The sequence below is a fragment of the Bradyrhizobium sp. NBAIM08 genome (assembly GCF_020193935.1).
GTDB lineage: Bacteria > Pseudomonadota > Alphaproteobacteria > Rhizobiales > Xanthobacteraceae > Bradyrhizobium > Bradyrhizobium yuanmingense.
Window position 1 is genome coordinate 1 of record NZ_JADYVR010000006.1, and the last position, 26,171, is coordinate 26,171.

Sequence of the window (26,171 nt, forward strand, 5' to 3'; positions counted from 1 at the left end):
AGCCAGATCTCCCGCCCCGCCTGAAATCACCCACGAAACCGGCCTGGCTGGGGAGCTGCTGCGCAGCTCTGCGCTGCACAGGGTGTTTCTCGGCAAAGATTCCGCCGACCGGGCCTTCCCCATGCGAACTATGACCCGCCGCGACAAAGATGGCGACGTTGAGGGGCGAACGGTCTACGACGGTGAGGTCATCTCATGAACGCCACCTAAAACGAGAACAACGTCATGCCGCACTTGGTGATCGAATATTCGGAAGGGGCGCTCGCTCGCGACGACGTAACAGGCTTGATGGAAGCGCTCTTTGAAGCCGCTTGGCGAACGGGCATCATGAAGGCGGAGGACGTCAAGGTGCGCGCGTGCGTCTACAACCATTTCCTGGTTGCCGGGAAGCGTGACAGCTTCGTGCATCTGTCTGTCTATTTGCTCGAAGGTCGATCGCCCGACCAGAAGGTCGAGCTGAGTACGAGCCTTCGACGGACGATGACAGAGCGATGCCCGGATGTGGCCAGCATAAGCGTGGATGTCCGTGACATGGACCCGGTCGCCTACAAGAAACGGCTAGAATGACGGGTGCTCGCCAAAAGACGGCAGCTTCTCAGACGAGCAGGGGCTGCGCGGCGAGGGACATCTCCTTGAGGAGAGGCAGGAAGCGATCGATCATCTCACCGGTCGTGATGCGATCGACATGAGCGCCGATATTTGCGGCCGCGATGACGGCGCCATCGTAGCGGCGAATTGGCACCGATATCGACCGAAAGCCCTCTTCGGCTTCCTGATCGACAAGGCTATACCCTTTGGTGCGGTCGGCGATGATCGTCGCAATCACTGCCGATTTGTCGACCAGCGTCGACTGGGTCAGAGCCGCCAGCTTCATGCCGTCGACCGTTCTCGTCAGCTCGTCGTTTGCCAATCTGCCCAGCAGAACGCGTCCCACCGACGTGCAGAAAGCCGGCAGCCGATATCCTATGTCCAGTCCGGTCGAAAATACCCGCGCCGGACTCGAGCGGGCGATGAAAACGACCTCTTCGCCATCCAGGACCGCAAGGGAGCAGACCTCCCTGGCCTTGCCGGCGACCTCGTCCATCAACGGTTGCATCACGGTGCTGATTTGGTTCGACGTCAAATAGGCCGAAGCCAAAAGCAGCACTCTGGGCGTTAGCGAAAACAACCGCTCGTTGCCCGCGACGAATCCGGATTTTACGAGGGTCATCAGAATCCGGCGCACCGTCGCCCGCGGAAGATTCGCGCTCTTGGAGAGGTCGCTGAGGGTCATTGGACGGCGATCGATACCGAACGACTGTATCACGCGAAGACCCCGGTCCAGGGTCTCGATGAACTCGCTGCCCTCCCGTGCCTTTTCCTCTTCTTCCGTACGCTTCAGCCTCGGCATTCTATTGGGCGGTCCCTCTCAGTGGCCTCTTGAAAGCGAGAACCATCACAAATCCGCGCGCTAGGCGCCAGCCTTGTCTCCGGCTGTCACCAGGGATTTGAGGTCAAAGGAAGGGTCTGCGGCTTGCTCCGGTGCGGGGGAGATCCCCGCCGCAATCAGGCGTCGGGCTGCCATTTGCTCGCCTGGCCGGTTGACGCTGTCCACCGCGACCAATCGGCCCTGGCGATAGTAGAAGACCGAGAATCTTCCGTCGTCGACCGAACCTCGGACCGCCTGCCGATCATATCGTCCGGCCAGCCCGACGATCTGCAGCTTGACGTCGTATTGGTCGGACCAGAACCTCGGCACATTCTCATAGGGCGCGCGAGCGCCGGCGATCGCCAGTCCAGCGGCCCTCGCTTGATCCTGGGCGTTTTGCACCGATTCCAATCTCACCCAGCTTTCGCAAAAGCGGTTGAAGTGGTTGGTGCAGTCACCGGCCGCGAAAATGTCCGATGTTTCGCATTGTCCGTGCGCGTCAACGACAATTCCATTCGTGCATCTAAGCCCCGCCGAGCGCGCGATCTCGTCATTGGCGACACCACCAATCCCCACCAGCACCAGGTCGGCGTGGACAACGGCACCGTTGCCCAGCACGACAGCGGAAACTTTTCGATTGTTTCCTTTGAAGGAAGCAACCGTTTCGTCGAGCATCACGTCGACGCCAGCCCGCAAATGCGTATCAAGAAGAAAGGTCGACAAGACCGGCGAGACGGCACGTTCAAGCAGGCGGCTGCTCGCTTCCACGACGGTGACCTTCTTGCCCAGCTTTGCCGCGGAGGCCGCAACTTCCAGCCCTATGAAGCCGCCGCCGACGATGACAATCTCCGCAGCATTGGCCAGACCTGCCTTCAGGTCGATCGCATCGGTCACCGAACGCAGATAGAAAATTCCATCGAAGTCCGCGCCCTCAACCGCGATGCGCCGCGCGCGCGAGCCTGTGGCGAAGAGGAGTTTTTCAAACTTCAAAGCGTTGCCGCCGGCCAGAGTGACCTGTCGCGCGTGCAAATCGAGCAGCGTGGCGCGCTGCCCAAGAACGAGATTGATCTGCTTGCCTTCGAAGAAAGTCTCGTCGCGCAAGATCAGATTTTGCTCGCTGATGCGCCCGAGAAGGAAGTCCTTGGATAGCGGCGGCCTCTGATAGGGCAGCCACTCTTCGTCGCACACAATGGTGATGGGCTGAGAATAGCCGGCGTCACGAGCCGTGAGAGCGGCTTGAACCCCGGCATATGATGCGCCGATGATGACCAGCCCTGTCATGATTGCCTCGCCGGCACATGGACCGCCAGCTCGTCGAGAGGGGCGGGCACCTTCAGCTGGCAACTCAGCCGACTGTTCGGCTTTCGCTCTCCCGAGACGGCGGACAGCAACTCGAGCTCTTCTTCGCTCGGCTGAGGGAGAGAGCTTGCTTGTTCTTCATCGACGTAGACGTGACAGGTCGCGCAATCGAGGCAGCCGCCGCATTCGCCGTCGATGCCGTGAATACCGTTGCGGACGGCCGCGAGCATCACGCTCACGTCGCGTCCGACCTCGATGGATTTTCCGCTGCCGTCCTGCTGGACAAATCTCACTCGCGGCATCCGACCTCCGTTTCCTAAGTTTGTTCGATCTGAGAACATAAGTTCGTTAAACGGTTACAGCAGCTCTGGCGGACCCTCAATCCCGACTTGCTGGCCGCCGCTGCGGTTCCATTAGGCAAGTTATGCGGAAATATTTTGCTTGCTTGCGCGTCACATTGGAGTCATTCTGAACGATATCGAACTAATGTTCGACTACCGAACGACAGGGCAGGATGCAATGAAGCTGACGACAGCGATCGTGGGAGTGGTGCTGACATCAGGCGCGGCGTTTGCCCAGCAGCAGGAGGCCAATGCTCCCTCGCTTGCCTTGATCAACGGCAAGATTCTCACCATGGACGGTCAGTCAAAGGTTGCGGAAGCGCTTGCCGTTCGCGACGGACGAATCTTGGCCGTAGGAGACGCGGCGACGATCAAGGCGTTGGCCGGAAATCGCACCCGCACGATCGACTTGCAGGGCAAGACTGTCGTTCCCGGGCTGATCGACACGCACGCGCATTTCAAGGCTGCCGGTCTGTCCGACTACGTCGTCAACATGAGCGGCGCCAAGACTGTTGCGGATGCCCTCGCAAGCATCAAGCAGTTCGTGGCGAAGAAAAAGCCCGGCGAGTGGATCATCGGAAGCGCCTGGCATCCCCCGTCACAGCTCGCGGAAAAGCGTTACCTGACACGCCAGGAAATCGACGGCGTCGCGCCGAACAATCCGGTCTATCTCCGGACCGTTGGCCACTTCTCGATGGCCAATTCGATGGCGCTCGAGAAGGCCGGCGTAAACAAGGCCACGCCAAACCCAAGCGGCGGATCGTTTGAGCGCGACAGTGCCGGTGACCTGACCGGCGTTCTGGTCGAGACGGCGATCGATCAGGTCGAAAAGACCGTTCCGGAGTGGACGGCGGACGACGAGTTTCGCCAATTCAAGCTCGCGGAAGGTGTGCTGAACTCGTTCGGGATCACCAGCGCCGTAGAAGGGGCCACCTCGCCCAGGGACATCGCGGCCCTGCAGCGCGTGGCGCAGGCCGGTGAAGCAACGCTACGGGTCGGTCTCATGTGGCGCCCGGAACCCCCCGCCGAGAACGCGGCCTGGGAGGCCATCATGCGAGGCAACGGCGCCTCCTCCGGCTTTGGCGATGACTGGCTGAAGTTCGCCGGAATCAAGATCCTTTACGATGGCGGCATGACGCTCAAGACGGCGCTCATGCGCGAGGCCTATCCAGACTCGCATGATGGCTACCACGGCATTGCCCAGCAATCGCCGCAACGCCTCAAGGAGCTGGTGTCCATTTGCAATCGCCACAATTGGCGCGTGGGTGTCCATGCCGTCGGCGACAAGGGCATCGACCACGTCCTTGATGCATTCGAAGCGGCCGACAAGGAGAAATCGATCAAGGATCGGCGTTTCGTCCTGATCCATGGAAGCTTGATAGTGCCCGAGCAAATGGAGCGCGCAAAGCGCCTCGGTGTCAGAGTCGACCTCCAGAACGTTTTCATGTGGGACAAGGCGGCCACCGTCGAGCGCTTCCTGGGTGCGGCGGTCGCCAATCGGGCCGTGCCCACGAAAACTCTCATCGAGAAGGTGGGGCTGAACAGCCTCGGCGCAGGCACCGACTTCCCGGTGAACACGATCAATCCCTTCATCAACATCTACGTCATGGTAACCCGCAAGGATCTCGCCGGACGCGTTTATGGAGCGAACGAAGCCGTCAGCCGCGAGCAGGCGCTGCGCCTCTACACCAGCGCGGCATCGCACTATATGTTCGAAGAGAACGAGAAGGGGACGATCGAGGCCGGAAAACTCGCGGACCTGACCGTGTTGTCGGCGGACCTCATGACGGTCCCCGAGGAGCAGATCAAAGACATCAAAGCCGACCTGACGATCGTCGGCGGCAAGATCGTGTTTCAGCGTTAGTCCGCGTCCCGATAGCATGAGGACGCATCTCGAAGCCGAGAGAGGAGATCCAAGTCATGATGAGCCAAGAGCAGAACGACCTCATTACCCGCATCGGACCGAAGGCGCCTGCGGGAAAGCTGATGCGGATGTATTGGCAGCCTGCTGCGCTCGTCGACGAACTCGCGGAGGGGCGCCCCATCAAGGCCGTCAAGCTTCTCGGCGAGAACTTCGTTCTGTTCAAGGACGAAACGGGGCGCTATGGCCTGCTCGATCGCGACTGCCCGCATCGGGGCGCCGACCTTGCCTTCGGCCGGCTCGAGAACGGTGGCCTGCGCTGCGCCTTCCACGGGTGGCTGTTCGACGTCACGGGACAGTGTCTCGAGACGCCCGCCGAGCCTGCAAACTCCTCGCTCTGCAAAAATATCAAGCAGCGGTCCTACCCCGTCGTGGAGAAGGGTGGAATCCTGTGGGCGTATTTGGGTGAAGGCGAGCCGCCCGCGTTTCCGGAGATCGACTGCTTCGCGGCGCCGGACGAATACACCTTCGCCTTCAAGGGCCTGATCGAATGCAATTGGCTGCAGGCGCTGGAAGTCGGCATCGACCCGGCCCACGCATCGTTCCTTCACCGGTTCTTCGAGGATGAGGATACATCGGCGGCCTACGGCAAGCAGTTTCGCGGTGCGTCGGCCGACTCGGAAATGCCCATGACGAAGGTCCTGCGCGAGTACGACCGGCCGATCATCAACGTCGAGCACACCGAATACGGCCTGCGGCTCATCGCCTTGCGAGAAATCGACGAGCAGCGCACCCACGTTCGCGTCACCAACCAGCTATTCCCGCATGCGTTCGTCATTCCGATGAGCACGGAGATGACGATTACCCAGTGGCACGTGCCCGTCGACGACGTGAATTGCTATTGGTATGCGATTTTCACCAGCTACGCCGCGCCCGTCGACAAGGCGAAAATGCGCGCGCAGCGCCTCGAGCTTTACGAGTTGCCGGAATACCGCTCGCGGAAGAACAAGTCGAACGACTACGGCTTCGACCCGCACGAGCAGGCGACCGAGACTTACACCGGCATGGGCGCGGACATCAACGTCCACGACCAGTGGGCCGTCGAGTCGATGGGCGCTATTCAGGATCGGACGCGTGAGCATCTCGGCCAATCCGACAAGGCGATCATTCAGTACCGCCGGCTGCTTCGCCAGGAGATCGAGAAGGTGGCCTCCGGGGGCAAGCCGCTGTTGTTCCTCGACGCTGCCAGCGCGCGCAGCATCCAGGGGCCGGCCACAATGGACGGCATCGGTCCGACGAAGGGCTGGGAAACCTACTGGATGGAAGTGGACGTCAAGCGTCGTCGGGGCGCTCCCTGGGCCGCGCCGGTGCCCGCCGAGCTCGCCAAGAAGGTGCCTCACCTGACCGCCGCCGAATAAGCCAGGCCGCCCAGCTCAGCAAAGGAGATGTCGTTGAGTTTCGTCGAAAAGCACGGTCTCTGGTCGTCCGAACAGAAGGAGGCTGCCATCCGCATGCGGCGGATGGCGGAGGAGCAGGAGTTGCATACGATCCGGCTCTCCTTTCCGGACCAGCACGGCATCTTGCGCGGCAAGGCGCTGGTCGCTTCCGAGGCGCTCTCGTCGATCGAGAGCGGCTGCTCGATAACGACGACATTGCTCGCGAAAGATACCTCTCACCGCACGGTGTTTCCCGTCTTCACCGCTGGCGGCGGGTTCGGGATGCACGAGATGCAGGGGGGAGGCGACATCTTGATGGTCGCCGATCCCACCACCTTCAAGCTTCTCCCCTGGGCACCAAAAACCGGGTGGGTGCTTTGCGACCTCTACTTCTCCGACGGACGACCCGTGCCCTTCGCCTCCAGGGGCCTGTACCAATCCGTGCTGGGGCAGCTCAAGGACCGGGGCTATGATTTCAAAGCGGGCCTCGAGGTCGAATGCCACATCTTCAGAGTCGAGAATCCCCGACTGGCGCCTTGGGACGCCGGCAGTCCCGGCCAACCGGGTGAGCCTCCGGAGGTCAGCCTGCTTTCGCAGGGCTATCAGTACCTGACGGAGCAACGTTACGACCAGATGGAGCCTGCGCTCGAGCTGATCAGGCAAAACATCGTGGCGCTGGGCTTGCCGCTTCGGTCGATCGAGTTGGAATACGGGCCGAGCCAGTGCGAGTTCGTGTTCCAGCCCACCGTCGGCATTGAGCCGGCGGACACCATGGTGCTGTTTCGTACGGCAGTGAAGCAGATCTGCAACCGCCACGGCTATCACGCGACCTTCATGTGCCGGCCGCGGATACCGAACGTGATGTCATCGGGGTGGCACCTTCACCAATCGCTGGTCTCCCGAACAGACGGCGTCAACGCGTTCATGACCAGCGAACCGGCCGGCCTGTCGAACCTTGGCAAGCACTATATGGCCGGGCTGCTGGAGCATGCCAGGGCATCCGCGGTCTTCTCGACGCCGACGATCAATGGCTACAAGCGCTACCGTTCCTATTCGCTGGCTCCGGATCGGGCGATCTGGGGACGCGACAACAGGGGCGTCATGATCCGCGTGCTGGGCGGTCCCGACGATAAAGCCACCCGGCTCGAAAACAGGATCGGCGAGCCGGCCGCAAACCCCTATCTTTACATGGCGTCGCAGATTCTGGCCGGCCTCAACGGCATTGATCGCCAGCTCGATCCCGGTCCGTCGGCGGACACTCCCTACGAGACCAAGGCGAACCTCCTGCCGACCTCCTTGCGCGAGGCGGTGTTCGCGTTGCGCGATGACCCCTTCTTCCGCGAGGCTCTGGGAGAGAAATTCGTCGACTACTACGTTTTCATCAAGAACGCGGAAATCGAGCGCTTCCAATCGACGGTCACCGAGTGGGAGCAGCGAGAATATTTCGAAATGTTCTGAAACAGCATCACCGAAGCGGGAGAAGAGAGATATGAGCTTGAGGTTTGGACTTGTTGGGGCCGTCGCGATTGCCACTGCCTGGATGTCGCCGGCGCAGTGCGACACCATCAAGGTGGGGATCATCGGCACCATGTCCGGTCCGTATGCCTTGTTCGGTCAGAACTTCAAGTACGGCATCGACGCCTGGGTGGCCAAGCATGGATCGAAAGTCGGCGATCATCAGATCGAGTTTGTCTATCGCGACGAAGAATCGCCGAACCCCGCCAAGTCGAAATCATTGGCTCAGGAGTTGATCGTCAAGGAGAAGGTTCAGTACATCGCGGGACTGTACTTCACTCCGGACGCCCTGGCCGTCGCTCCGCTTCTCGAGGAAGCGAAGGTGCCTATGATCGTCATGAACGCAGCGACGTCCGCGATCGTGGAGAAGAGCCCCTACATCGTGCGGACGTCCTTTACGATGTGGCAGAACACGGTCCCCGCGGCGAAGGTGGCGAAGGCCAGAGCGGCCAAGAAGGTGGCGATCGCCGTCAGCGATTACGGCCCCGGCATCGATGCCGAATCGGCCTTCAAAAAGACGTTCGAGGCAGATGGAGGCACCATCGTCCAATCGATCAGGATGCCGCTCAATACGACCGACTTCGGCCCGATCATGCAAAGGATCAAGGATTCCGGCGCAGACATGATCTTCACATTCTTGCCGGCCGGTCCACCAACCCTGGGGTTCGTCAAGGCCTATATCGACAACGGGCTGAAAGCGTCTGGCGTGAAGTTGTTGTCCACGGGTGATGTCGTGACCGAGCCCGATCTTCCGACTATCGGTGACAGCGGCGTAGGCATCCTGTCGACCTACCACTACGCGGTCTCGCACGACTCTCCAGAGAACAAAACCTTCCTGGCCGATCTGATCAAGGCCGGCGCCAAGCCTGACGACATCACCATGGCGTCGGTCGCGGCCTATGACGGTGCTCGGCTTATCTACAAGATGGTTGAGGCCACCAACGGTCAAAAGGATCCGGACAAAGCCCTTGCGGCCGTGAAGGGCATGAAATGGGTCAGTCCGCGCGGACCCGTTTCGATCGACCCGGATACCCGGCATATTCGTCAGAACGTTTATCTGCGCGAAGTCGTGAAGCAGGACGGCAAGCTCCTCAACAAGGAACTGCAAACGTTCGATGCGCAGCCGGACTGGGGCCTGGCGAAGAACTAGAGCGGATCGCTCGCGATGTAGATCTCGCGAGCGATCTCTTCATCGTGTCGGAGAAGGGCCCGGAATGAGTGGTCGGTCGCAGTCTATTCGCTTCGTCAACGGTCGCATCTATCGCGATGCCAGCGACCGGATGATACCCGGCTTGACGGACGCGCACATCCACCTGTTCGGGCTGGCTGCCGAGCGGCTCCAGATCCGAAAAGCCGCGGAAGCATTCAACTAATGGCGTGGACGGGTCTCAGCATCGGGCTAGATGCCCTCTCGTACGGCATGGTGCTTTTCATCATCTCCATCGGCCTATCCATTATGATGGGCCTGATGAGGGTAGTGAACCTCGCTCATGGCGCATTTGCGATGATCGGGGGATATCTCGCGTCTTTTGCGCTCAAGAACGCGGGAGTTGGATATCCACTCGCGATTGTCCTGGCGGTCCTCGGCACCATCGCGATCGCCTTTCCGCTCGAATTTCTTCTCTACCGCCGGATTTATCGCAAGTCCGATGAGCTGACCCAGATATTGCTCACGATCGGCATCGCGTTCGTCATCATTGGCGTTGCCAACTACATTCTTGGCCCGACAACCAAATCCATTCCGCTGCCTCCGCTGCTGAGCGGTCCCGTCGATCTCGGCTTCCGAATGATCCCGGCTCATCGGATTTTCGTGATGATTTGCGGAGTGTGCACCGCGGGCTTGCTCTGGCTACTGATCGACCGCACCGAGTTTGGGATCCGGCTGCGTGCCGCGGTCGACAACGGTGACATGGCCGAGTCGCTCGGAATCAAGACGCAGATCCTTTTTTCCGCGACCTTCGCGCTTGCGGTCGGCCTGGCGGCGTTCGGGGGCGTGGTGGGCGCCGAACTGTTGCCCGTCGAACCTTTTTACGCGCTCAGATATATGGTGACGTTCCTTGTCGTCGTCTCGGTCGGCGGGGCAGGATCGATCCCGGGCGCCGTGGCGGCATCGATATTGCTTGGCCTCGCGGACACGACCGGCAAGTATCTTGCACCCGAATATGGCGAGTTCTTCTTCTATCTTGCGGTCATCCTGGTCGTGTTTCTGTTCCCGAACGGCCTTTTGGGCAGGAGGCACTGACGTGACCGATCGAGCCATGGTCGATGGCGTGAGCCCGCCGCGTTTTTCCGTGCCGCTTGAGCTGCGCGCTGTCGCAATCACGCTGGCGCTCGGAGTGCTCGGCTACACGCTGTTTCCGGATGACCTCGCGTTTCTGACGCGACTGATCAGCATCACGCTTCTGGTGCTGTCGCTCGATCTGGTCACGGGGTATTGCGGTGTCGCCACCCTTGGACATGCTGCGATCTACGGTGTGAGCGCCTACGTCGTGGGTAACGCCTGCCTTGCCGGACATTCCGACCCCCTGCTGTTGTTGCTCGTGGGGGCGGTGGCCGGTGCCGTGATGGGGCTGGTCTCAGGCGTCCTTGTCACGAGGTTCAAGGGTCTCCCCCAGCTCGTGCTATCCATTGCCGTCGGACAGCTCGTCGCGGCGCTAGCCAACAAACTGTCCAGCCTGACGGGCGGAAGCGACGGATTGTCCGGCATTTCGCCTGGACGAGTCTTCGGGGTGTATGCGTTCGACATGTACGGTCGCACCGGCTACGTGTTCTCCGTTGCGGTGCTCATGGTCGTGTTCGTGGTGCTGCTTCGAATCGTGCACTCTCCGTTCGGCCTGCTTTGTCAGGCAATCAAGGATGACAGCCTGCGAGCTCGGATGATCGGTGCCCGCGTGTATCCCCGGCTCGTGCTGATGTATGGCGTGTCGGGGGTTGTTGGCGGAATTGGTGGTGCTCTCAATGCCATCAATACGGGCGTCGTGGGACTGGATAGCATCGGATTTGAGCGGTCGGCTGAAGCTCTCGTCATGCTGGTCCTGGGTGGCGCAGGCAGTCTCTGGGGCGCGCTGATCGGATCCATCGTCTTTCAAGTGTTCGAGCACTACGTCTCGGCTGCGAATCCATTCCATTGGATGACCATGGTCGGTGCGTTGCTGATCGCGGTCGTTTTGTTCGCCCCGAAAGGCCTGGTGTCCCTTGGAGGCTTGCTTGCTGGTCGCACCGCCTCGGTGATGAGGAGGCGCCCGTGAGCCGGCCGCTGCTCGAACTGCGAAACGTTTCGATGTCCTTCGGCGGGATGCGGGTCAACGATGATATTTCCTTCAGTATCGGGAAGGGAGAAAGGGTCGCGTTGATTGGCCCGAACGGCGCCGGCAAAACCACGCTCGTCAACGTCATCTCCGGCGACTTGACCCCTTCACAGGGCGCCGTCCACCTCGCCGGGGTTGATGTGACCGCACTACCGATTTCCGATCGCGTCGACGCCGGCTTGATCCGGACATTTCAGATTACGAGGCTCTTCAAGAGCCTGACGGTCGCACAAAACGTCGCGCTCGCCGTGATGCAACGAAAGGGGCTCACGAGAAGCATGTTTTCCTCCCCGATGGATCGGCCGGACGTTCGTCGGGAGTGGGAGCGGGCCCTTGGAACGCTCGGTATCGCCCATCTGGCCGACAGGCAGGTCTCGCAACTGGCGTACGGTCAGCAGCGCCTTCTTGACCTGGCAATCGGGCTTGCTCTCGAGCCGAAGGTCCTGCTCCTGGACGAGCCCGCGGCAGGGGTTCCGTCAGAGGAGTCCTCCAAGATCATCGAGGCGATCGACAGATTGCCATCTGATATCGCGGTCTTGATGATCGAGCATGACATGGACCTGGTGTTCAAATTTGCCCGCCGTGTGCTCGTTCTCGCCAACGGAAAGCTGATCTTCCAGGGCGATCCGGCAGAAGTCACGCACCATCAGGAAGTCCGTCGAGCTTATCTAGGTAGCTACGCAGATGCCCGCCACGCGTCTTGAAGTCAAAGGTCTCAGTGCCGGGTATGGCCCCACCCGTATCATCGATCACATGTCGTTCGAGGTCTTGCCAGGAGGCCGTCTCAGCGTCCTTGGTCGAAACGGAGCCGGCAAGACGACCTTGCTCGCATCGCTGATGGGTCTGACGACCCATCATGGGGGAAAAGTATTCCTGGGCGAGGCTGATCTCACGGATACCAAGGCATCGACACGCGCTCAACGAGGTCTCGGTTACGTACCGCAGACACGCGACATATTTCGGTCGCTGACGGTGGAAGAAAACCTGGTCGCGGGTCTCAAGGATCGAGGTCGAGAGGCACTTGAAGAGGTCTACGTGATGTTTCCGAGGTTGGCCGAACGTCGACGCCATTTCGGGACGCAATTATCGGGCGGCGAGCAGCAGATGCTCTCGCTCGCCAGGACGCTGCTGGGAAGGCCTTCAGTTCTCCTCTTGGATGAGCCGCTCGAGGGGCTCGCGCCGGTGATCTGCGATCAGATCATGGAAATCATCACCGCGCTGGCGAGTTCTGGTGAAATGACCATCGTTTTGGTCGAGCAGCAGATCGAACGAGCGCTGCGCTTTGCCGATCATGTCATGGTGGTTGAACGCGGCAAAGCGGTCTGGAGTGGTGAATGCTCGCACTTGCGCGACGACCCCAAAATGGTCGAGCGCCTGCTCGGTGTTGGGGTGCACTGAGGCATGCGGCGTCCTTGTCATTGAGACAATGGGCAAGCTCGTATCACCCTTGCCCCGTCGGGGCGGCGGGGTTTGGCCGTAGCGCTCGCCCGGAAAGGCGAACCGGCAGCACGATCGCACGCCAAAGGGCCGGACAAGTTGATCCCTTGCCGCAAAGCGCTCAAGGACGACCGCAAGCGCTGTCAGTTCAGCCTTCCAAGCAGTCTTCGGATGATCTTCCGCAAGTTTTCGGCGTACTCATCGACGACCTGACGCCTCTCGGCCGATGGCGGCAGCTGACATTCGTCGTTCCCGTCCGGCGACGGAGGATCCGTCTTGGAACTCCCGCGCATGATCGAGGCGATCGGCTTTGTCACTTTCACGGGAAGTCTGACCTCTGATGCACGACGCGCGTCGTTCAGGCTAGGTGCCAATTCCATCTGCGGCCTTCACACAAGTTAAGTCGCCGGAGCGGGTCGATCTGCATGGCTCGTCGCCGACGCGTGGCGCCGCAACATTTTGCAAATCGCGGCGCGCTAGGTGCACGAGGCGGTCGGATCGCACTTCGGGCAGCGGCCGTCGGCGGCTGCGCCGAGCTGACGGCCGAGCTCGGCCCTGAGAGCCTCCTTGTCCCATTCGGCGCCGTCGCATCTGACGATTCGCTTGGCGCGCTCGAAGGCGTGACTCTCGGCGGCGTCATCGCCGATGCGGACGATCACGTCCCGATGGAACGGGCAGGCCGTCGTCGCGCGGGTCGTCTCCAGGGCGTAGCGCACGACCTCGGTGAGATCGTCGGTGTCAATGTCGGCAAGCATGTCGGTTCTCCTGATCGGCGTCCTCCCTTGTCCAGACCATGCACTGCCTTCGACGAAAACCGGCCTCGGGCTCGATGGGAGCGCCGAGGCCGATTGTTCGCGTCGCTCTTCCATCCAGGGTCTGAACTCGTCCAGCAAACCCGCGCTGCCGATCTTCGTTCCATCGAACTCTTCGGCGGAGCCGCTCTCCGGCCTGCTCCATGTTCGCGGTCTTCTGCACTCTCCGTGAAAGCGGCGCCGGGAAGGCCTCGAAATCCAAACGTCGCTCCGGCAAAGGGGACCTCGAAAAAGCGTCCCCGATGCCGACACAAGACTATCGTCGGCGTCGCAAACATGTCTTGATCCAGCTCAAAGGAGGCGGCGGTATTCGACCGAACGCTTCTCGATCGGCAGCCCGCCCACAAGCGCTGCGCGATGTCTTCACCGCTTCCCGCGTCAATCCGTTCAGGACATCTGCGTAAGTATTGGCCCGCAATTTCTAGCTCGCCGCGCCGGGCGCATATCTCCAGCATGGAGCGCAACGTCATCTTCAAATGCCCCCGCACGGGCATGAACGTGCAGCACTGGCTTCCCGGCACGGCGTCCGACGCTGCGGACACGCACGTTCCCGTCCGGTGTCCCGCTTGCGCTTCGCTGCACTTCGTCAATGTCGCCAGCGGCAAGACCTTGAGCGAGGGCATCGGTCCGCCTCGCGCGACCACGGCGCCAGCCCGTCTCGGCCAGCCTGATCCATCGCGTCCTTGACCTCGTGAGCTTCGCGCGGCCGCGCCCGGATCAGATTTTCCGACTGGATCCTCAAGGCATCTCAGACCCAGCCGCCATCGACGATGTAGTGCTGGGCGGTGCAGGCGGAGGCCTCGTCGGAGGCGAGGAAGACGGTGAACTTCGCAACTTCGTCCGGCATGAGCCGGCGCTTCAGGCATTGTCGCTGCTGCAGCTCGATCTCGCCGGCCGGCGTCATCCATTTCTCGAGCTGCCGCTCGGTCATGATCCAGCCTGGTGCGATCGCATTGACGCGGATGTTGTAGGGGCCGTAGTCGCGCGCCAGCGAGCGCGTCAGCCCGATCACGCCTGACTTGCTCGCGGTGTAGGCGGCCATGCCGCCTTGTCCTGCGATCCACGACACCGAGCCGAAATTGACGATGGCGCCGGCATTGGCCGCCTTCATGTCCGGCAACACGGCCTGCGATGCGAAGAACTGGTGCTTCAGGTTCACCGCGATGCGGTCGTCCCAATAGTCCGGCGTCATCTCCTCGGTGTTGTGCCGCTCGTCATGCGCGGCATTGTTGATCAGGATGTTGATCGGGCCATGAGCCTTGCGTGCCTCGCCGACGCCGGCTCGCAGCGCGGGGATGTCGGTGAGATCGAGGTGCTGGAAATGCGCTGCCAATCCCTGCTCGGACAGCTCACGCGCCAGGCGCTGTCCCTCCTCGACCTTGATGTCGAAGAACACGACCTTGGATTTCTGCTCCGCAAAGCGCCGCACGATCGCAGCGCCGATGCCGGCTGCGCCACCGGTGACGAGCACGACCTTGCCGGCGAGGTCGGAATAGATGGCAGCCATTGGGCACCTCGGTTTGTTGCGGCCGGCGCGGCAGGCCGCGTCGACTCTTTCGCGAACCATAGCCATTCCATTGGTGAGGTGCATAGATCAGAAATTGTGTTGCGCACCTCAAAAATTGAGGGCAGGATTGCGTCAAAGAATAAAAGACGGTCGGGAGGATGTGATGAGATTGCTCGGGAAACTGGGACTCGCCGCTGCCGCATGCCTGCTTTGGGCCAGTTCCGCGTCAGCCGACACCACGGTCAAATGGTTGCACATCGAGGTCAATCCGGCCCAGGTGAAGATCTGGGAGGAGGTCGCACGCAGCTATGAGGCGTCGCACCCAGGTGTGAAGGTCGAGATGCAGTTCCTCGAGAACGAGGCCTACAAGGCCAAGCTGCCGACCATCCTGCAATCGAAGGATCGGCCGCACATCATCTATAGCTGGGCCGGCGGAGTGCTGAAGACCCAGATCGAGGCCGACGTCCTGGCAGACATCACCGATTCCGTGAAAAGCGGCGGCTACAGCGACACGATCGCACCGGCAGCGCTCGCGGCTTTCACCAGCAACGGCAAGGTCTATGGCCTGCCGACCGCGCTCTCGCAGGTCGGCTTCCTCTATAACAAGGACTTGATGGCCAAGGGCAATGTCGACGCGAGCAAGATCAAGACATGGGACGATCTGCTCGGCGCAGTGAAAACGCTGAGGGCCGCGGGCGTGACGCCGATTGTGGTTGGCGGTGCCGACAAATGGCCGCTGCATTTTTACTGGACGCATCTCGCAGTGCGCATCGGCGGCAAGCCGGCCTTCGATGCAGCACTGAAGGGTGAGAATGGCGGGTTCGCCGGCGAGACCTTCCAGAAATCCGGTGAGCTGTTCAAGCAGCTGGTCGATCTCCAGCCCTTCCAGAACGGCTTCCTCGGGTTCAAGAATCCGCAGGCCGTCGGCTATTTCGGCGACGGCAAGGCCGCGATGATCCTGGCGATCTCGTCCTTCTATCACACCCAGCGCGCGCTTGCCGCCGACAAGGTCGGTCTCAGCGACGACAAGCTTGGCTGGTTCGATTTTCCGGTCGTACCCGGCGGCAAGGGCGAGCCGTCAGACACGCTCGGCGGCATCACCGGCTGGTTGATCACCAAGGGGGCGCCCAAGGAAGCCACCGACTTCCTCAAGTTCTTTATCTCCAAGGACGTGCAGACGCGGCTTGCCGCCGGCAACTTCATCGTTCCCGTCGTCAAGGGCGGCGAGGCCGGTCTCAACAGCGCCTTCATGAAGCAGATCGCGGCCAATCTGGCGAAGTCCAACTATCACCAGAACTTCTATGACCAGAGCCTCGGCCCGTCGGTCGGTCGCGTCGTCAACGACGTCACCGCGGAGATCGCCGGCGGCAGCATGAGCCCGCAGAACGCTGCGAAAGCCATCGAAGCGGCGTACAAGCAGGGTAACTGACCGGTGGCGCGACGGATCGCGATGTCGTCGCCGATCGGCGTTGCCGGTGAGGCGGCCCCCCAGGTCGGGACTCGTGGCGCGGTTCGTGGCCCGGGCTGGGATGGCCGCTTCACGGTCCTGATCCTGTTCCTGCCGCCCGCGCTGCTGCTGTTCACGCTGTTCGTGGTGCTGCCGATCGGCGAGGCCGCCTGGTACTCGGGCTTCAACTGGAACGGGTTCGGCAGGCCGACGAACTGGATCGGCTTCGACAATTACCGCTTCGTGCTGGAGACGCGGGCCTTCTGGCTCGCGCTGCGCAACAACGGGCTGATCATCGCCGTTTCGCTCGCCATCCAGCTGCCGCTTGCGCTGACGCTCGCCCTCATGCTGGCCGAAAAGTTTCGTGGCGCCGTGGCGCTGCGCATGCTGTTCTTCATGCCCTATATCCTCGCCGAGATCGCAACCGGGCTGATCTTCAGCTTCGTCTATGACGGCGATTACGGCCTCGTCGCCTCGATCTGGCGCACGTTCGGCGCCGAGCCTCCGCATCTGTTGGCCTCGACCGACACGGCGATGCTGGCGGTGCTGATCGTGGTGGTTTGGAAATATTTCGGCTTCCACATGATGCTGTTCATCGCCGCGCTCCAGAGCCTCGACAAAAACCTGGTCGAGGCCGCCCGTATCGACGGCGCGACGCGGACGCAGACGCTGCGCCACGTCGTGATCCCCTTGCTCTATCCGACGATCCGCCTGTCGGTGTTCTTCGCCATCATCGGATCGCTGCAGCTGTTCGATCTCGTCATGCCGCTGACGCGCGGCGGACCGGCCGATTCCTCCAACACGTTGGTGAGCTTTCTCTACAACAATGGCATCTCGCGCATGCGCGTCGGCTATGGCAGCGCCATCGGCGTCATCCTGTTCGCGATCTGCGTGACCTTTGCCTTCACCTACAAGCGATGGTTCATGCGCGATGAATAGTGTCGGGGCTAGACGCGCATTCGATCCCGCAGCGCTGTTCAAGGCGCTGTTCCTCGGCCTGGTCGCGATCTTCGTCCTGGTGCCGTTGCTCGCGACCCTGCTCGGCGGCTTCAAGTCGCTCGGCGAGCTCCGTGTCAATCCGTTCGGCCTGCCCGCACAATGGGAGTGGCAGAACTACGCAGACATCCTGTTCTCGGCGCGCTACTGGCAGCTCCTGCGCAACTCGTTGATCATCTCGACGCTGGCGGTGGCGCTGACCCTGATCACGGCTTCGATGGCCGCGTTCACCTTCGCCCATGTCAGGTTCTTCGGTTCATCGATGCTGCTCAGCTATCTGACGCTGGGCCTGCTGTTCCCCGCCGCGACCGCCGTGCTGCCTCTGTTCATCAAGGTGCGGGATCTCGGCCTGCTCGATACCTATTTCGGCGTCGCGCTGCCGCAGGTGGCGTTCAGCCTCGCCATGAGCGTGCTGCTGCTGCGCCGCTTCTTCAAGGACATTCCATATGAGCTGCTCGAGGCCGCGCTGGTCGACGGCTGCAGCTACATCAAGTTCTTCCGCTACGTGACGCTGCCCTTGTCGCGGCCGATCCTGGCGACCGTCGGCACCATCACCTTCGTCAACAGCTGGAACGCCTATCTGCTGCCGCTGGTGATGCTGAACACCGACGCGCTGTATCCCTGGCCGCTCGGCATCATGGTCTACCAGGGCGAATATTCGTCCGAATGGCACCTGATCCTGGCCTTCATCACGCTCACCATCCTGCCCACGATCATTCTGTTCCTGCTGGCGCAGAAGCACATCGTGGCCGGCCTCACCGCAGGCGCGGTCAAGGGATGAGCCGTATTCTGAGGAGATAACATGAGAAAAGTCGGCATCGGAATCATCGGCTGCGGGGTGATCAGCACCGCCTATCTCAAGGCGGCCCAGCGCTTTCCGGTCATGGAGGTCAGGGCGCTCGCCGACATGCGCAGCGAGATTGCGGAACGCCAGGGCGCGGCCTTCGGCTTGCCGGGAATGCGGGTCGACCAATTGTTGAAGCGAGACGATGTCGAAATCATCGTCAATCTCACGGTGCCGCTCGCCCACACCGATGTCAGCCTGGCGGTGCTGAACGCCGGCAAGCACGTCCATTCGGAGAAGCCGCTCGGCATCAATGTCGCTGAAGCGCGCAAGGTCATGGAGCTTGCCGCGCAGAAGAACCTGCGCGTCGGCTGCGCGCCCGACACGTTCCTTGGCGGCGGCCATCAGACCGCGCGCAAGCTGATCGACGACGGCGCGATCGGCACGCCCGTCGCGGGCAGCGTTTTCTTCGGCTGCCCCGGCCACGAGCGCTGGCATCCGGCGCCCGGCTTCTATTACCTGCGCGGCGGCGGGCCGATGCTCGACATGGGGCCGTATTACATCACCGACCTCGTGCAATTGCTCGGTCCGGTCGCCAGCGTGATGGGCTCGACCGCGCGCCCTAGGAACGAGCGCCTCGTTACCAGCCAGCCGATGAACGGCGCGCTGATTCCGGTCGAGGTCGCGACCCATGTCGCGGGGACGCTGGAGTTCGAAAGCGGGGCGGTCGTGTCGATCACGATGAGCTTCGACGTGCCGAAACATCGGCATGCGCCGATCGAGATCTACGGCGACAAGGGCAGCATGCTGGTGCCGGATCCAAATCGCTTCGGCGGCGAGGTTCAGGTGGCCAAAACCGGCGGCGAATGGGAGGTGATGCCGCTGACGCACGGCCACGTCGAGGGCGAGTTCCGCTCGATCGGCGTCGCCGACATGGCTGGCGCGATCCTGAACGACCGACCGCATCGCGCCAGCGGCGCGCTCGCCCTCCACGTGCTGGAGGTGATGGAGGCGTTCCAGACTTCCGCCGACGAGGGCCGCCGCGTCAAGATCGAGAGCCGCGTCGAGCGGCCGGCGATGCTGCCGGCGGGACGCGAAACCGGACAGATCGATTGAGGGAATGACCATGCGCAAGGCAATGATTGTATGGGGCGGCTGGCCGGGACACGATCCCGATCTCTGCGCGTCGATGATCCGTGGCTGGCTGAAGGCCGAAGGTTTCGAGGTGCGGATCGAAACCACGACGGCAGCCTTCGCCGATCCCGCGATCCACGATCTGTCGCTGATCATACCGATCTACACGATGTCGAAGATCGAGAAGGCGGAAGCGCTCAACCTCTGCGATGCGGTGCGCAGCGGCGTCGGGCTTGCCGGCCATCATGGCGGCATGTGCGATGCCTTCCGCGAATCGGTCGATTACCAGTTCCTGTGCGGCGGGCAATGGGTCGCCCATCCCGGCAACATCATCGACTACAAGGTCGACTTGACGAAGCCGGACGATCCGATCATGACGGGTCTGAAGAGCTTCGAGCATCGGTCCGAGCAATATTATATGCATGTCGATCCCGCCATCGAGGTCCTGGCAACGACGACCTTCACCGGTGAGCACGCGCCCTGGATCGAGGGCGTGGTGATGCCGGTGGTGTGGAAGAAGCGCTATGGCGCGGGGAGGGTATTCTATTCCTCGCTGGGCCACCGCGCCTACGAGCTCGACGTGCCGGAGATCCGGACGTTGATGACCCGCGGCATGCTGTGGGCCGCGCGCGAATGACTGAAGGCGCGACCCAGCCGGTGATTCGGGCCACGCTCGAGGACGTCGCGCGCGCGGCGGGCGTTTCGCTCGCCACCGTCGATCGCGTCGTCAACCGGCGCGAGGGTGTCCGCGCCAAGACCGTCGCGCGTGTCGAGGCCGCGGTGGCGAAGCTCGGCTATCGCGCCGATGTTGCCGCGGCGCGGCTCGCCCGCGGGCAGACCTTCCGCTTCGCTTTCGTGCTGCCGACCGGCAGCAACAGCTTCATGACCAACCTCAGCGAGCAGGTCGCGCGCACCGCGGACTGGCTCGCCGGCCATCGCGGCTTCATCGACATCCACCATGTCGACGTGTTCGACCCCGATGTCCTTGCCCGTGCGCTGGAGAACCTCTCGCCGGCCTATCAGGGCGTCGCCGTCATCGCGCTCGATCATCCCCGGGTGCGCGCCGCGATCGACGAGCTCGTCGCGCGCGGGGTTGCCGTGGTCACCCTGGTGTCGGACGCGCCGAGTTCGTCCCGGGTGCATTATGTCGGGATCGACAATCCGGCCGCGGGCCGCACCGCCGCCACGCTGATGGGACGCTTCCTTGCCGGGCGCGAGGGCACCGTCGCCGTGATTGCGGGATCGTTGTCGCTGCGCGACCACACCGAACGGCAGTTCGGCTTCCACCAGATCCTGTCGAGCGAGTATGCGAGCCTGTCCGCACTGCCTGTCATCGAGGGGCGCGACGACAGTGACCGCACCCGGGACCTCACGGCCGCGCTGCTCGCCCGCCACGCCGATCTCCGCGGCATCTATTGTTGCGGCGCCGGAAACCGCGGCATCGCCGATGCGCTCGAGGCCTCGGGCCGCGCGCGCGAGGTGGTCTGGATCACCCATGAGCTGACCGAGCACACCAGGCGGTTCCTGGTGCGCGGCACGCTCGACGCCGTCATCAACCAGGATGCCGGCCATGAGGCGCGGTCTGCGGCGCGAGTCCTGCTCGCGCATTGTTCGGGCGAGCCGATCAGCCCCGACCAGGAGCGCATCCGCATCGACATCTTCCTGCGGGACAATTTGCCGTAGCGTGAAGCGCACGGAAGCGCCGCGTGAGGATTATCCCTCGTACTGATCCGGCCCCATCGCCCAGGACGACTCGTCGTGGCCGAAGGCGTAGTTGCGGTTGTTGAGCGCCGGATTGCGATTGACCATCGGCCGCATGAACATCGGATGGGTCGCTGAGCGCACCTCGTGCTCGACCGTGAACAGCGGCTTGCCGCTGTCGAGATCGACGATGTCGCAGAACCGGTACTGGTATTGATTGTCCTCGCGGGAGATCAGCTTGCGCGCGAGCAGCTTGCGGTAGGGGCCGGAGAAGTCGGTGATGTACATCTGCACGTGGTGGCCGTCATAGTCGGCCTGCGGCCGGTCGGTCTCGCGGAACAGCAGATGCTGGTTGCGGCCCGTCTTCACGGCGGCCACAGTGCCATCGCCGTTCCGCAGGCTCGCGGGCATGCCCATGACTTCAGGGTAGAAGGCGCAGATGCCGGCTGCCGATCCCTTGGCACGTCGAACTCGACATAGGGAATGCCGAGCGCGATCCGGCCAAACCGCGCCGCGTCGGGCTCGTAGCAGCGCACGCGGTTACCCCAGGGGCAAACCGCCTCGACATGGTCGTTATGCTCGGTGAATGCGAACGCGGTGCCCTCGAGTTTCTTCGCGACCGTTGCAAGCCGCGCCAGCAGCGCCTCGCGGCCTTCGATGACGAGGCCAATATGTCCGCGCAGCACCTGCGGCCGGCCGCTCGGCAGATGAAACTGGCTCCGCCCGGCATTGATCCACATGTTGGTGTCGGACACCATCAGATAGGGATCGCGGGTGAGCCCGAGCCCGGCGACGTAGAACAGCGTGGCGAGGCGCTGGTCCGGGACCTGGATGTTGACGTGCTCGAAATGGATGGCGTTGCCGAGATCTTCTGCGGACCGATCAAATTGCTGCGGCATGGGTGTGCACTTCTCGCTGGGGACGAACGGGTGCATCTTAGAGCATAGTTTCCGGCCGTCGAGTTTCCGTAGGTGACCGCGCCGCTTCCTCCGCACGGGGCGGGGTGAAAAACCTGGCCCACCAGCCGCCTTTTTGATTTGGCTCAAGATAATTCCGATGACGTTCGGCAAGCTCGTCGGACCGACATCAAGGCCGGAGGAAGCGTCATGCTAGGTCGAACCGTTGCTGCAGCGTTGCTGCTCGCCATCCTGGGCCAGCCAGCTCTGGCTCAATCGCCAGCGGACCATCAAGGTCATCATCCCGGACAGGAGCAGACGCAGGCATCCCCGCAGTCGAGTTCTCCTGCCAACCCATCCGCCGAGCGGCAGAGCCCGATGCGCGGTGGAGACATGATGGGAATGATGGGGCGCGGGATGATGGGACAGGGAATGATGGGACAAGGAATGAAAGGGCATGGCGCGATGGGCGGTACCGCCATGGAGCCGCCGGTCGTCTTCCGCATCGTCTACGCGCTGATGGATGCTGATGGAGACGGGAACGTCTCGCTGCCCGAGTTTCAGGTCGCTCATGAACGCATTTTCAAGGCAATGGATCGCGACAAGGACGGCAAGCTCACTTTCGAGGAGATGATGGCGTTCATGCACAGGAGCAAGGGCTCCGCCCCGCAGCAATAGCGAGCGGGAACCTCAAGGCGGGCACACGAACTGCGGCTTCATCGGGGCCGTTCGCGATGTGACGATGAAAATCGCATGCGCGCTTCCCAACTTGCCCTGGCGGCCAGTCCCTGTAATCTGCAAAAAAACAGGGAAGGGTGTGATGGGAGGAGTCTTGGAGGGCGTGCGCGTGCTCGATTTCGGGCGCTATATCGCCGGGCCCTATTGCGCCACCTTGCTGGCCGAGTTCGGAGCCGAGGTCATCCGGGTCGAGAAGCGCGACGGCAGCGAGGATCGGTTCGTCGCGCCGGTGGGTGAAGGCGGCGAGGGCGCGCTGTTCCTCCAGATCAATCGCAACAAGAAGGGCATCACGCTCGATCCGATGAAGCCGGAAGGCCAGGAGGTGATGCGCCGCCTGATCGCGACCGCTGATGTCGTGGTCGCCAATCTGCCGCCGCAGACCCTGCGCGCGATGAAGCTCGACTACGAATCGCTGAAGGCGATCAAGCCGGACATCATCCTGACCACGGCGACCGCGTTCGGCGGGCCGGGCCCGTGGTCCGACCGCGTCGGCTTCGACGGCGTCGGCCAGGTGATGTCGGGCTCGGTCTACATGACCGGCAGCGGGGATCCGCCGTACCGCGCCGCGGTGAACTGGGTCGATTTCGGCACTGCGCTGCACTGCGCGTTCGGCACGCTCGCGGCGCTGATCGAGCGCGGCAAGTCCGGGCGGGGGCAGATCGTCGAGGGTGCGCTGCTCGCAACCGCTTTGTCCTTCACCAATGCCACGCTGATCGAGCAGGCCGTCATCGACGTCAACCGCGTGCCGACCGGCAATCTCGGCCAGACCGCCGCGCCCGCCGACATCTACCGCACCAAAGACGGCTGGGTGCTGTGCCAGGTCACCGGCCATCCGCTGTTCAAGCGCTGGGCGCGGCTGATGGGCGAGGAGGAGGTGTGGCTGAACGATCCGCGCTTTGCCGACGACATCAGCCGCGGCAATAACGGCCGCATCATCAGCGAGCGGATGGCGCGCTGGTGCGCCGAGCGCACCACGCAGGAGGCCGTCGACACGCTGGGCCAGGCGATGATTCCGACCGGTCCCGTGCTCTCGCCGCAACAGGCGTTGGATCATCCGCACATCCGCGCCGGCGGCTTCATGCAGGACGTCGACTATCCGGGCTTGCCGAAGCAGGCGCCGGTCGCCCGCGCCGCGGTGCGGCTGTCGGAAACGCCGGGGGAGATCGCGCACCGTCCGCCGACGCTCGGCGAGCACACCGACCGCGTCCTCGCCGACCTCGGCTACAATGCAGACGAGATCGCGGCGCTCCGGCAAGGCGGCATCATCTAACTCACAGCAGCTGCTTCAGCGCCTTGGCATCGGCCGGTGCTGCGCTCTTCTGGTCGTTGTCGAAATAGACGTAGACGTCGCAGCCCTGCCGCTTCCACGACTTGATGCGCCTAGCCCATTGCGCCAGCGTGGGTTTGGTATAGTGCCCGTGATAGCGCCCGCTTGGCCCGTGTCCGCGCACATAGACGAAATCCGCCGTGCGCTTCCACGGCGCCGGCGCGTCGTGATGATCGGACAGGCACAGCGAGATGTTCTCCTCAGCCAGCATGCGCAGGATGCGCGGCTGATACCAGCTCGGATGGCGGAATTCGAAACTGTAACGCCGCTTTCGCGACAGCAGCTTGAAGAACGAGGCGAGCCGGTCCGCATTCGCCTCGAATTGCGGCGGCAACTGGAACAGGATCGGGCCGGCCTTGCCGCCGAGCCGGGAGATGCGCTCCTCCAAGAGCTCCAGACTGTTGACGGAGCGGTCCGACAGGCGCTTCCAGTGCGTGATGAACTTGGACGCCTTCCAGGCGAACACGAAATCGCGGCCGGTCTGCTCCCGCCATCCCTTCACCGCCTCCGGCGTCGGCGTGCGGTAGAACACCCCGTTCAGCTCCGTGGTGTCGAACTGCCCGGCATAGTAGCTGAGCTGCTGCTTCAGCGTCACGCCCTCGGGGAAGAACGGGCCGCGCCAGGAGGCGTAGTGCCAGCCCGAAGTTCCGATCAGAACGCGCGCCATGTTTCACGTACCATCCGTTGCCATTTGCCAGAGGGAACGTCCGTGCGGCCGATACGTTTCTCGTGAGCATCAACGGTGAGGACCGGAACCGATGTACGCGCTGTTCGAAGGCGACAAGCAGATCGGCAATCCCTTTCCGACCGAGAAGGAAGTGTGGGAAGCCGCCTTGATCGAGGGCCTCGTCACCGACGTGCCCGTTGCCGACGAGGAGGGCGGCCACCTTCTGCCAGCCGGATATCACGTCGAGCGCGTGGACGAGACATTCGCGCCGCGGCCGGACTGGAAGCTGCCGCGCGAAATCTCCTGAGTTAATTCGTCGCCAGCGCCGCCTTGGCGACTTCGGCCATCCAGCGCGAGGCGACGGGCAGGATCGCGTCGTTGAAATCGTAGCGCGGGCCGTGCAGCTCGGCTCCATCGCGCAACTCGCCATTGCCGATCCAGACGAAGGCGCCGGGCCGCTGCTGCAGATAATGGGCAAAATCCTCGCCGGCCATGCTCGGCGCGAGATCACGCCGCACCGGCGCCTGCACCTTCTCTGCGGCGATGCGCGCGAGGTCGGCCTCATCAGGCGTGTTGATCACGACGCCGACACCCCAGACGATCTCGGGCGTGACCTTGACGCCGAAGCTGGTCGCGATCCCGGCGCAGGTACGCGTGATGCCGTCGAGGATGACGTCCTTGACCGCCTCGCGGTGGTAGCGCAGCGTGCCGCGGATGGTGACGCGTCCGGCGATCTGGTTCGGCGCGGTGCCGCCTTCGATCGTGCAGAGCGACAGCACGGCGGTGTCGAGCGGATCGACGCCGCGCGAGGTGACCGATTGCAGCGCGACGATGAGGTGCCCGGCCGCCACCACGGGATCGCGCGTCAGATGCGGCATGCCGGCGTGCCCGGCGTGGCCCTCGATCGTGATGTTGATGCGCCCGCCGGAGGCCATGACGACGCCGTCGTGCACGGCGATGGTGCCGGCGGCAAGGCCCGGCCAGTTGTGGAAGCCGAATATCCGCTCCATCGGAAAGCGGTCGAACAGCCCGGCCGCGACCATCGCCCGCGAGCCGCCAAAGCCTTCCTCGGCCGGCTGGAAGATGAAATCGACCGTGCCGCTCCAATCGGTATCAGTGGCGAGCAGCGCCGCAGCGCCCAGCAGCGCGGCGGTATGGCCGTCATGGCCGCACGCATGCATCACGCCGGATGTCTTTGAAGCATAGGGCAGGCCGGTATCCTCGGTGATCGGCAGCGCATCCATGTCGGCGCGCAGGCCGACCCGCCTCTGCGCGTGGCCGCGCCTCAAGGTCGCGACGATGCCGTGGCCGCCGATGCCAGCCTGGAAGGGAATGCCGAGCTCTGTGAGCTTGTCCTGCACGAAGGCAGAGGTCTCTTTCTCCTGGAGCGACAGCTCCGGGTGGGCATGCAGATGCCGGCGCCACACGGTCAGTTTCTGGTGCAGTTCGGGGGACAAGGCAGGGGTCTTTCGCAAGGTGTCGGTTGCCGTCAGCATAAAGGATTATCACCGCCATGCACCCTGCGCCTTGGAATGCCTCGCGTGCAGCAATGTGCGC

The 26,171-nt window shown here is 62.8% G+C and carries 27 protein-coding genes and 1 pseudogene; 20 read left to right on the top strand and 8 right to left on the bottom strand.

Annotated elements, in window-relative coordinates; translation table 11 throughout:
* Both I6F37_RS20980 and I6F37_RS20985 read left to right on the top strand, forming a co-directional pair.
* The coding region (locus I6F37_RS20980; protein WP_225152535.1) for a hypothetical protein at positions 1-199 on the top strand (199 nt) is incomplete at its 5' end.
* 26 nt (positions 200-225) lie between these two features.
* On the top strand, positions 226-567 hold the full coding sequence (locus I6F37_RS20985) for a 5-carboxymethyl-2-hydroxymuconate Delta-isomerase (RefSeq protein WP_225152537.1): 342 nt from the start codon (positions 226-228) through the stop codon (positions 565-567).
* A gap of 28 nt (positions 568-595) precedes the next feature.
* On the opposite strand, the gene I6F37_RS20990 is transcribed toward I6F37_RS20985, so the two are convergent.
* Genes I6F37_RS20990 through I6F37_RS21000 form a run of 3 tightly spaced genes read right to left on the bottom strand, consistent with a single transcriptional unit; the run spans position 596 to position 3,048 of the window.
* Positions 596-1,390, bottom strand: a complete 795-nt coding sequence (locus tag I6F37_RS20990) for an IclR family transcriptional regulator C-terminal domain-containing protein (protein WP_036026095.1) — start codon at positions 1,388-1,390, stop codon at positions 596-598.
* 60 nt (positions 1,391-1,450) lie between these two features.
* A complete protein-coding gene (locus tag I6F37_RS20995) occupies positions 1,451-2,689 on the bottom strand; it encodes an NAD(P)/FAD-dependent oxidoreductase (protein WP_225152539.1) in 1,239 nt (412 codons plus the stop codon).
* Positions 2,686-3,048 (bottom strand): 2Fe-2S iron-sulfur cluster-binding protein, encoded by a 363-nt coding sequence (locus I6F37_RS21000; protein WP_306469142.1) that lies wholly within the window; start codon positions 3,046-3,048, stop codon positions 2,686-2,688. Before I6F37_RS21000 ends, I6F37_RS20995 begins: the two co-directional genes overlap by 4 nt.
* Before the next feature lie 178 nt (positions 3,049-3,226).
* On the opposite strand from I6F37_RS21000, the gene I6F37_RS21005 reads away from it, so the two are divergent.
* From I6F37_RS21005 to I6F37_RS21045, 9 genes are all read left to right on the top strand, one after another.
* A complete protein-coding gene (locus I6F37_RS21005; protein ID WP_225152543.1) occupies positions 3,227-4,912 on the top strand; it encodes an amidohydrolase in 1,686 nt (561 codons plus the stop codon).
* Positions 4,913-4,968: 56 nt separating this feature from the next.
* A complete protein-coding gene (locus tag I6F37_RS21010) occupies positions 4,969-6,327 on the top strand; it encodes an aromatic ring-hydroxylating dioxygenase subunit alpha (protein WP_036004148.1) in 1,359 nt (452 codons plus the stop codon).
* Positions 6,328-6,360: 33 nt separating this feature from the next.
* Positions 6,361-7,803 carry a glutamine synthetase family protein gene (locus I6F37_RS21015; protein ID WP_057027000.1) on the top strand — a complete coding sequence of 481 codons (1,443 nt, stop codon included), beginning with the start codon at positions 6,361-6,363 and terminating at the stop codon, positions 7,801-7,803.
* Between the two features lie 82 nt (positions 7,804-7,885).
* Positions 7,886-9,010, top strand: coding sequence for an ABC transporter substrate-binding protein (locus I6F37_RS21020; RefSeq protein WP_225152806.1), 1,125 nt, complete (start codon positions 7,886-7,888; stop codon positions 9,008-9,010).
* 64 nt (positions 9,011-9,074) lie between these two features.
* Positions 9,075-9,233 (top strand): hypothetical protein, encoded by a 159-nt coding sequence (locus I6F37_RS21025; RefSeq protein ID WP_157783994.1) that lies wholly within the window; start codon positions 9,075-9,077, stop codon positions 9,231-9,233.
* Entirely contained in the window at positions 9,233-10,102 is an 870-nt protein-coding gene (locus I6F37_RS21030; protein WP_109144605.1) for a branched-chain amino acid ABC transporter permease, read from the top strand. Before I6F37_RS21025 ends, I6F37_RS21030 begins: the two co-directional genes overlap by 1 nt.
* 16 nt (positions 10,103-10,118) lie before the next feature.
* Positions 10,119-11,108 carry a branched-chain amino acid ABC transporter permease gene (locus tag I6F37_RS21035; RefSeq protein ID WP_036026083.1) on the top strand — a complete coding sequence of 330 codons (990 nt, stop codon included), beginning with the start codon at positions 10,119-10,121 and terminating at the stop codon, positions 11,106-11,108.
* Positions 11,109-11,140: 32 nt separating this feature from the next.
* Positions 11,141-11,872 carry an ABC transporter ATP-binding protein gene (locus tag I6F37_RS21040; RefSeq protein WP_225112739.1) on the top strand — a complete coding sequence of 244 codons (732 nt, stop codon included), beginning with the start codon at positions 11,141-11,143 and terminating at the stop codon, positions 11,870-11,872.
* On the top strand, positions 11,853-12,566 hold the full coding sequence (locus tag I6F37_RS21045; protein WP_225143603.1) for an ABC transporter ATP-binding protein: 714 nt from the start codon (positions 11,853-11,855) through the stop codon (positions 12,564-12,566). Before I6F37_RS21040 ends, I6F37_RS21045 begins: the two co-directional genes overlap by 20 nt.
* A gap of 515 nt (positions 12,567-13,081) precedes the next feature.
* On the opposite strand, the gene I6F37_RS21050 is transcribed toward I6F37_RS21045, so the two are convergent.
* A complete protein-coding gene (locus tag I6F37_RS21050) occupies positions 13,082-13,360 on the bottom strand; it encodes a hypothetical protein (RefSeq protein WP_036038021.1) in 279 nt (92 codons plus the stop codon).
* An 805-nt stretch (positions 13,361-14,165) separates the two neighbouring features.
* Positions 14,166-14,924, bottom strand: coding sequence for an SDR family NAD(P)-dependent oxidoreductase (locus I6F37_RS21055; RefSeq protein ID WP_225152545.1), 759 nt, complete (start codon positions 14,922-14,924; stop codon positions 14,166-14,168).
* 163 nt (positions 14,925-15,087) lie between these two features.
* Between I6F37_RS21055 and I6F37_RS21060 the strand changes: the two genes are divergently transcribed.
* From I6F37_RS21060 to I6F37_RS21085, 6 genes are read left to right on the top strand one after another with little or no spacing between them, the layout of a single operon-like run.
* Positions 15,088-16,353, top strand: coding sequence for an extracellular solute-binding protein (locus I6F37_RS21060; RefSeq protein WP_225152547.1), 1,266 nt, complete (start codon positions 15,088-15,090; stop codon positions 16,351-16,353).
* Positions 16,354-16,356: 3 nt separating this feature from the next.
* Positions 16,357-17,310, top strand: coding sequence for a carbohydrate ABC transporter permease (locus I6F37_RS21065; protein ID WP_036004167.1), 954 nt, complete (start codon positions 16,357-16,359; stop codon positions 17,308-17,310).
* A complete protein-coding gene (locus I6F37_RS21070) occupies positions 17,303-18,148 on the top strand; it encodes a carbohydrate ABC transporter permease (protein ID WP_036004169.1) in 846 nt (281 codons plus the stop codon). The genes I6F37_RS21065 and I6F37_RS21070 overlap by 8 nt, the downstream gene beginning before the upstream one ends.
* Positions 18,149-18,169: 21 nt before the next feature.
* The gene (locus I6F37_RS21075) at positions 18,170-19,267 is read left to right on the top strand and encodes a Gfo/Idh/MocA family protein (RefSeq protein WP_225152549.1); all 1,098 of its coding nucleotides are present in this window, start codon (positions 18,170-18,172) and stop codon (positions 19,265-19,267) included.
* Between the two features lie 10 nt (positions 19,268-19,277).
* Complete coding sequence (locus tag I6F37_RS21080) at positions 19,278-19,922, top strand: ThuA domain-containing protein (protein WP_036004213.1); 645 nt, start codon at positions 19,278-19,280, stop codon at positions 19,920-19,922.
* The gene (locus I6F37_RS21085) at positions 19,919-20,968 is read left to right on the top strand and encodes a LacI family DNA-binding transcriptional regulator (RefSeq protein WP_225152551.1); all 1,050 of its coding nucleotides are present in this window, start codon (positions 19,919-19,921) and stop codon (positions 20,966-20,968) included. Before I6F37_RS21080 ends, I6F37_RS21085 begins: the two co-directional genes overlap by 4 nt.
* 30 nt (positions 20,969-20,998) lie before the next feature.
* On the opposite strand, the pseudogene I6F37_RS45765 reads toward I6F37_RS21085, so the two are convergent.
* Positions 20,999-21,885 (bottom strand): annotated as a pseudogene (locus I6F37_RS45765) (VOC family protein).
* A gap of 207 nt (positions 21,886-22,092) precedes the next feature.
* Between I6F37_RS45765 and I6F37_RS21100 the strand changes: the two are divergent.
* Both I6F37_RS21100 and I6F37_RS21105 read left to right on the top strand, forming a co-directional pair.
* Positions 22,093-22,560, top strand: a complete 468-nt coding sequence (locus I6F37_RS21100; RefSeq protein WP_225134200.1) for an EF-hand domain-containing protein — start codon at positions 22,093-22,095, stop codon at positions 22,558-22,560.
* 142 nt (positions 22,561-22,702) lie between these two features.
* Positions 22,703-23,890: a CaiB/BaiF CoA-transferase family protein gene (locus I6F37_RS21105; RefSeq protein WP_225152557.1), complete on the top strand. Its 1,188-nt coding sequence runs from the start codon at positions 22,703-22,705 to the stop codon at positions 23,888-23,890.
* Between the two features lies 1 nt (position 23,891).
* On the opposite strand, the gene I6F37_RS21110 is transcribed toward I6F37_RS21105, so the two are convergent.
* Positions 23,892-24,614 (bottom strand): DUF72 domain-containing protein, encoded by a 723-nt coding sequence (locus tag I6F37_RS21110; protein WP_225152559.1) that lies wholly within the window; start codon positions 24,612-24,614, stop codon positions 23,892-23,894.
* A gap of 91 nt (positions 24,615-24,705) precedes the next feature.
* Here I6F37_RS21110 and I6F37_RS21115 point away from each other — a divergent pair, with 91 nt between their 5' ends.
* Positions 24,706-24,921: a hypothetical protein gene (locus I6F37_RS21115; protein WP_036004204.1), complete on the top strand. Its 216-nt coding sequence runs from the start codon at positions 24,706-24,708 to the stop codon at positions 24,919-24,921.
* 1 nt (position 24,922) lies between these two features.
* Here I6F37_RS21115 and I6F37_RS21120 read toward each other — a convergent pair whose 3' ends face one another.
* The gene (locus I6F37_RS21120; RefSeq protein ID WP_225152808.1) at positions 24,923-26,071 is read right to left on the bottom strand and encodes an amidohydrolase; all 1,149 of its coding nucleotides are present in this window, start codon (positions 26,069-26,071) and stop codon (positions 24,923-24,925) included.
* Between the last annotated feature and the right edge of the window lie 100 nt (positions 26,072-26,171).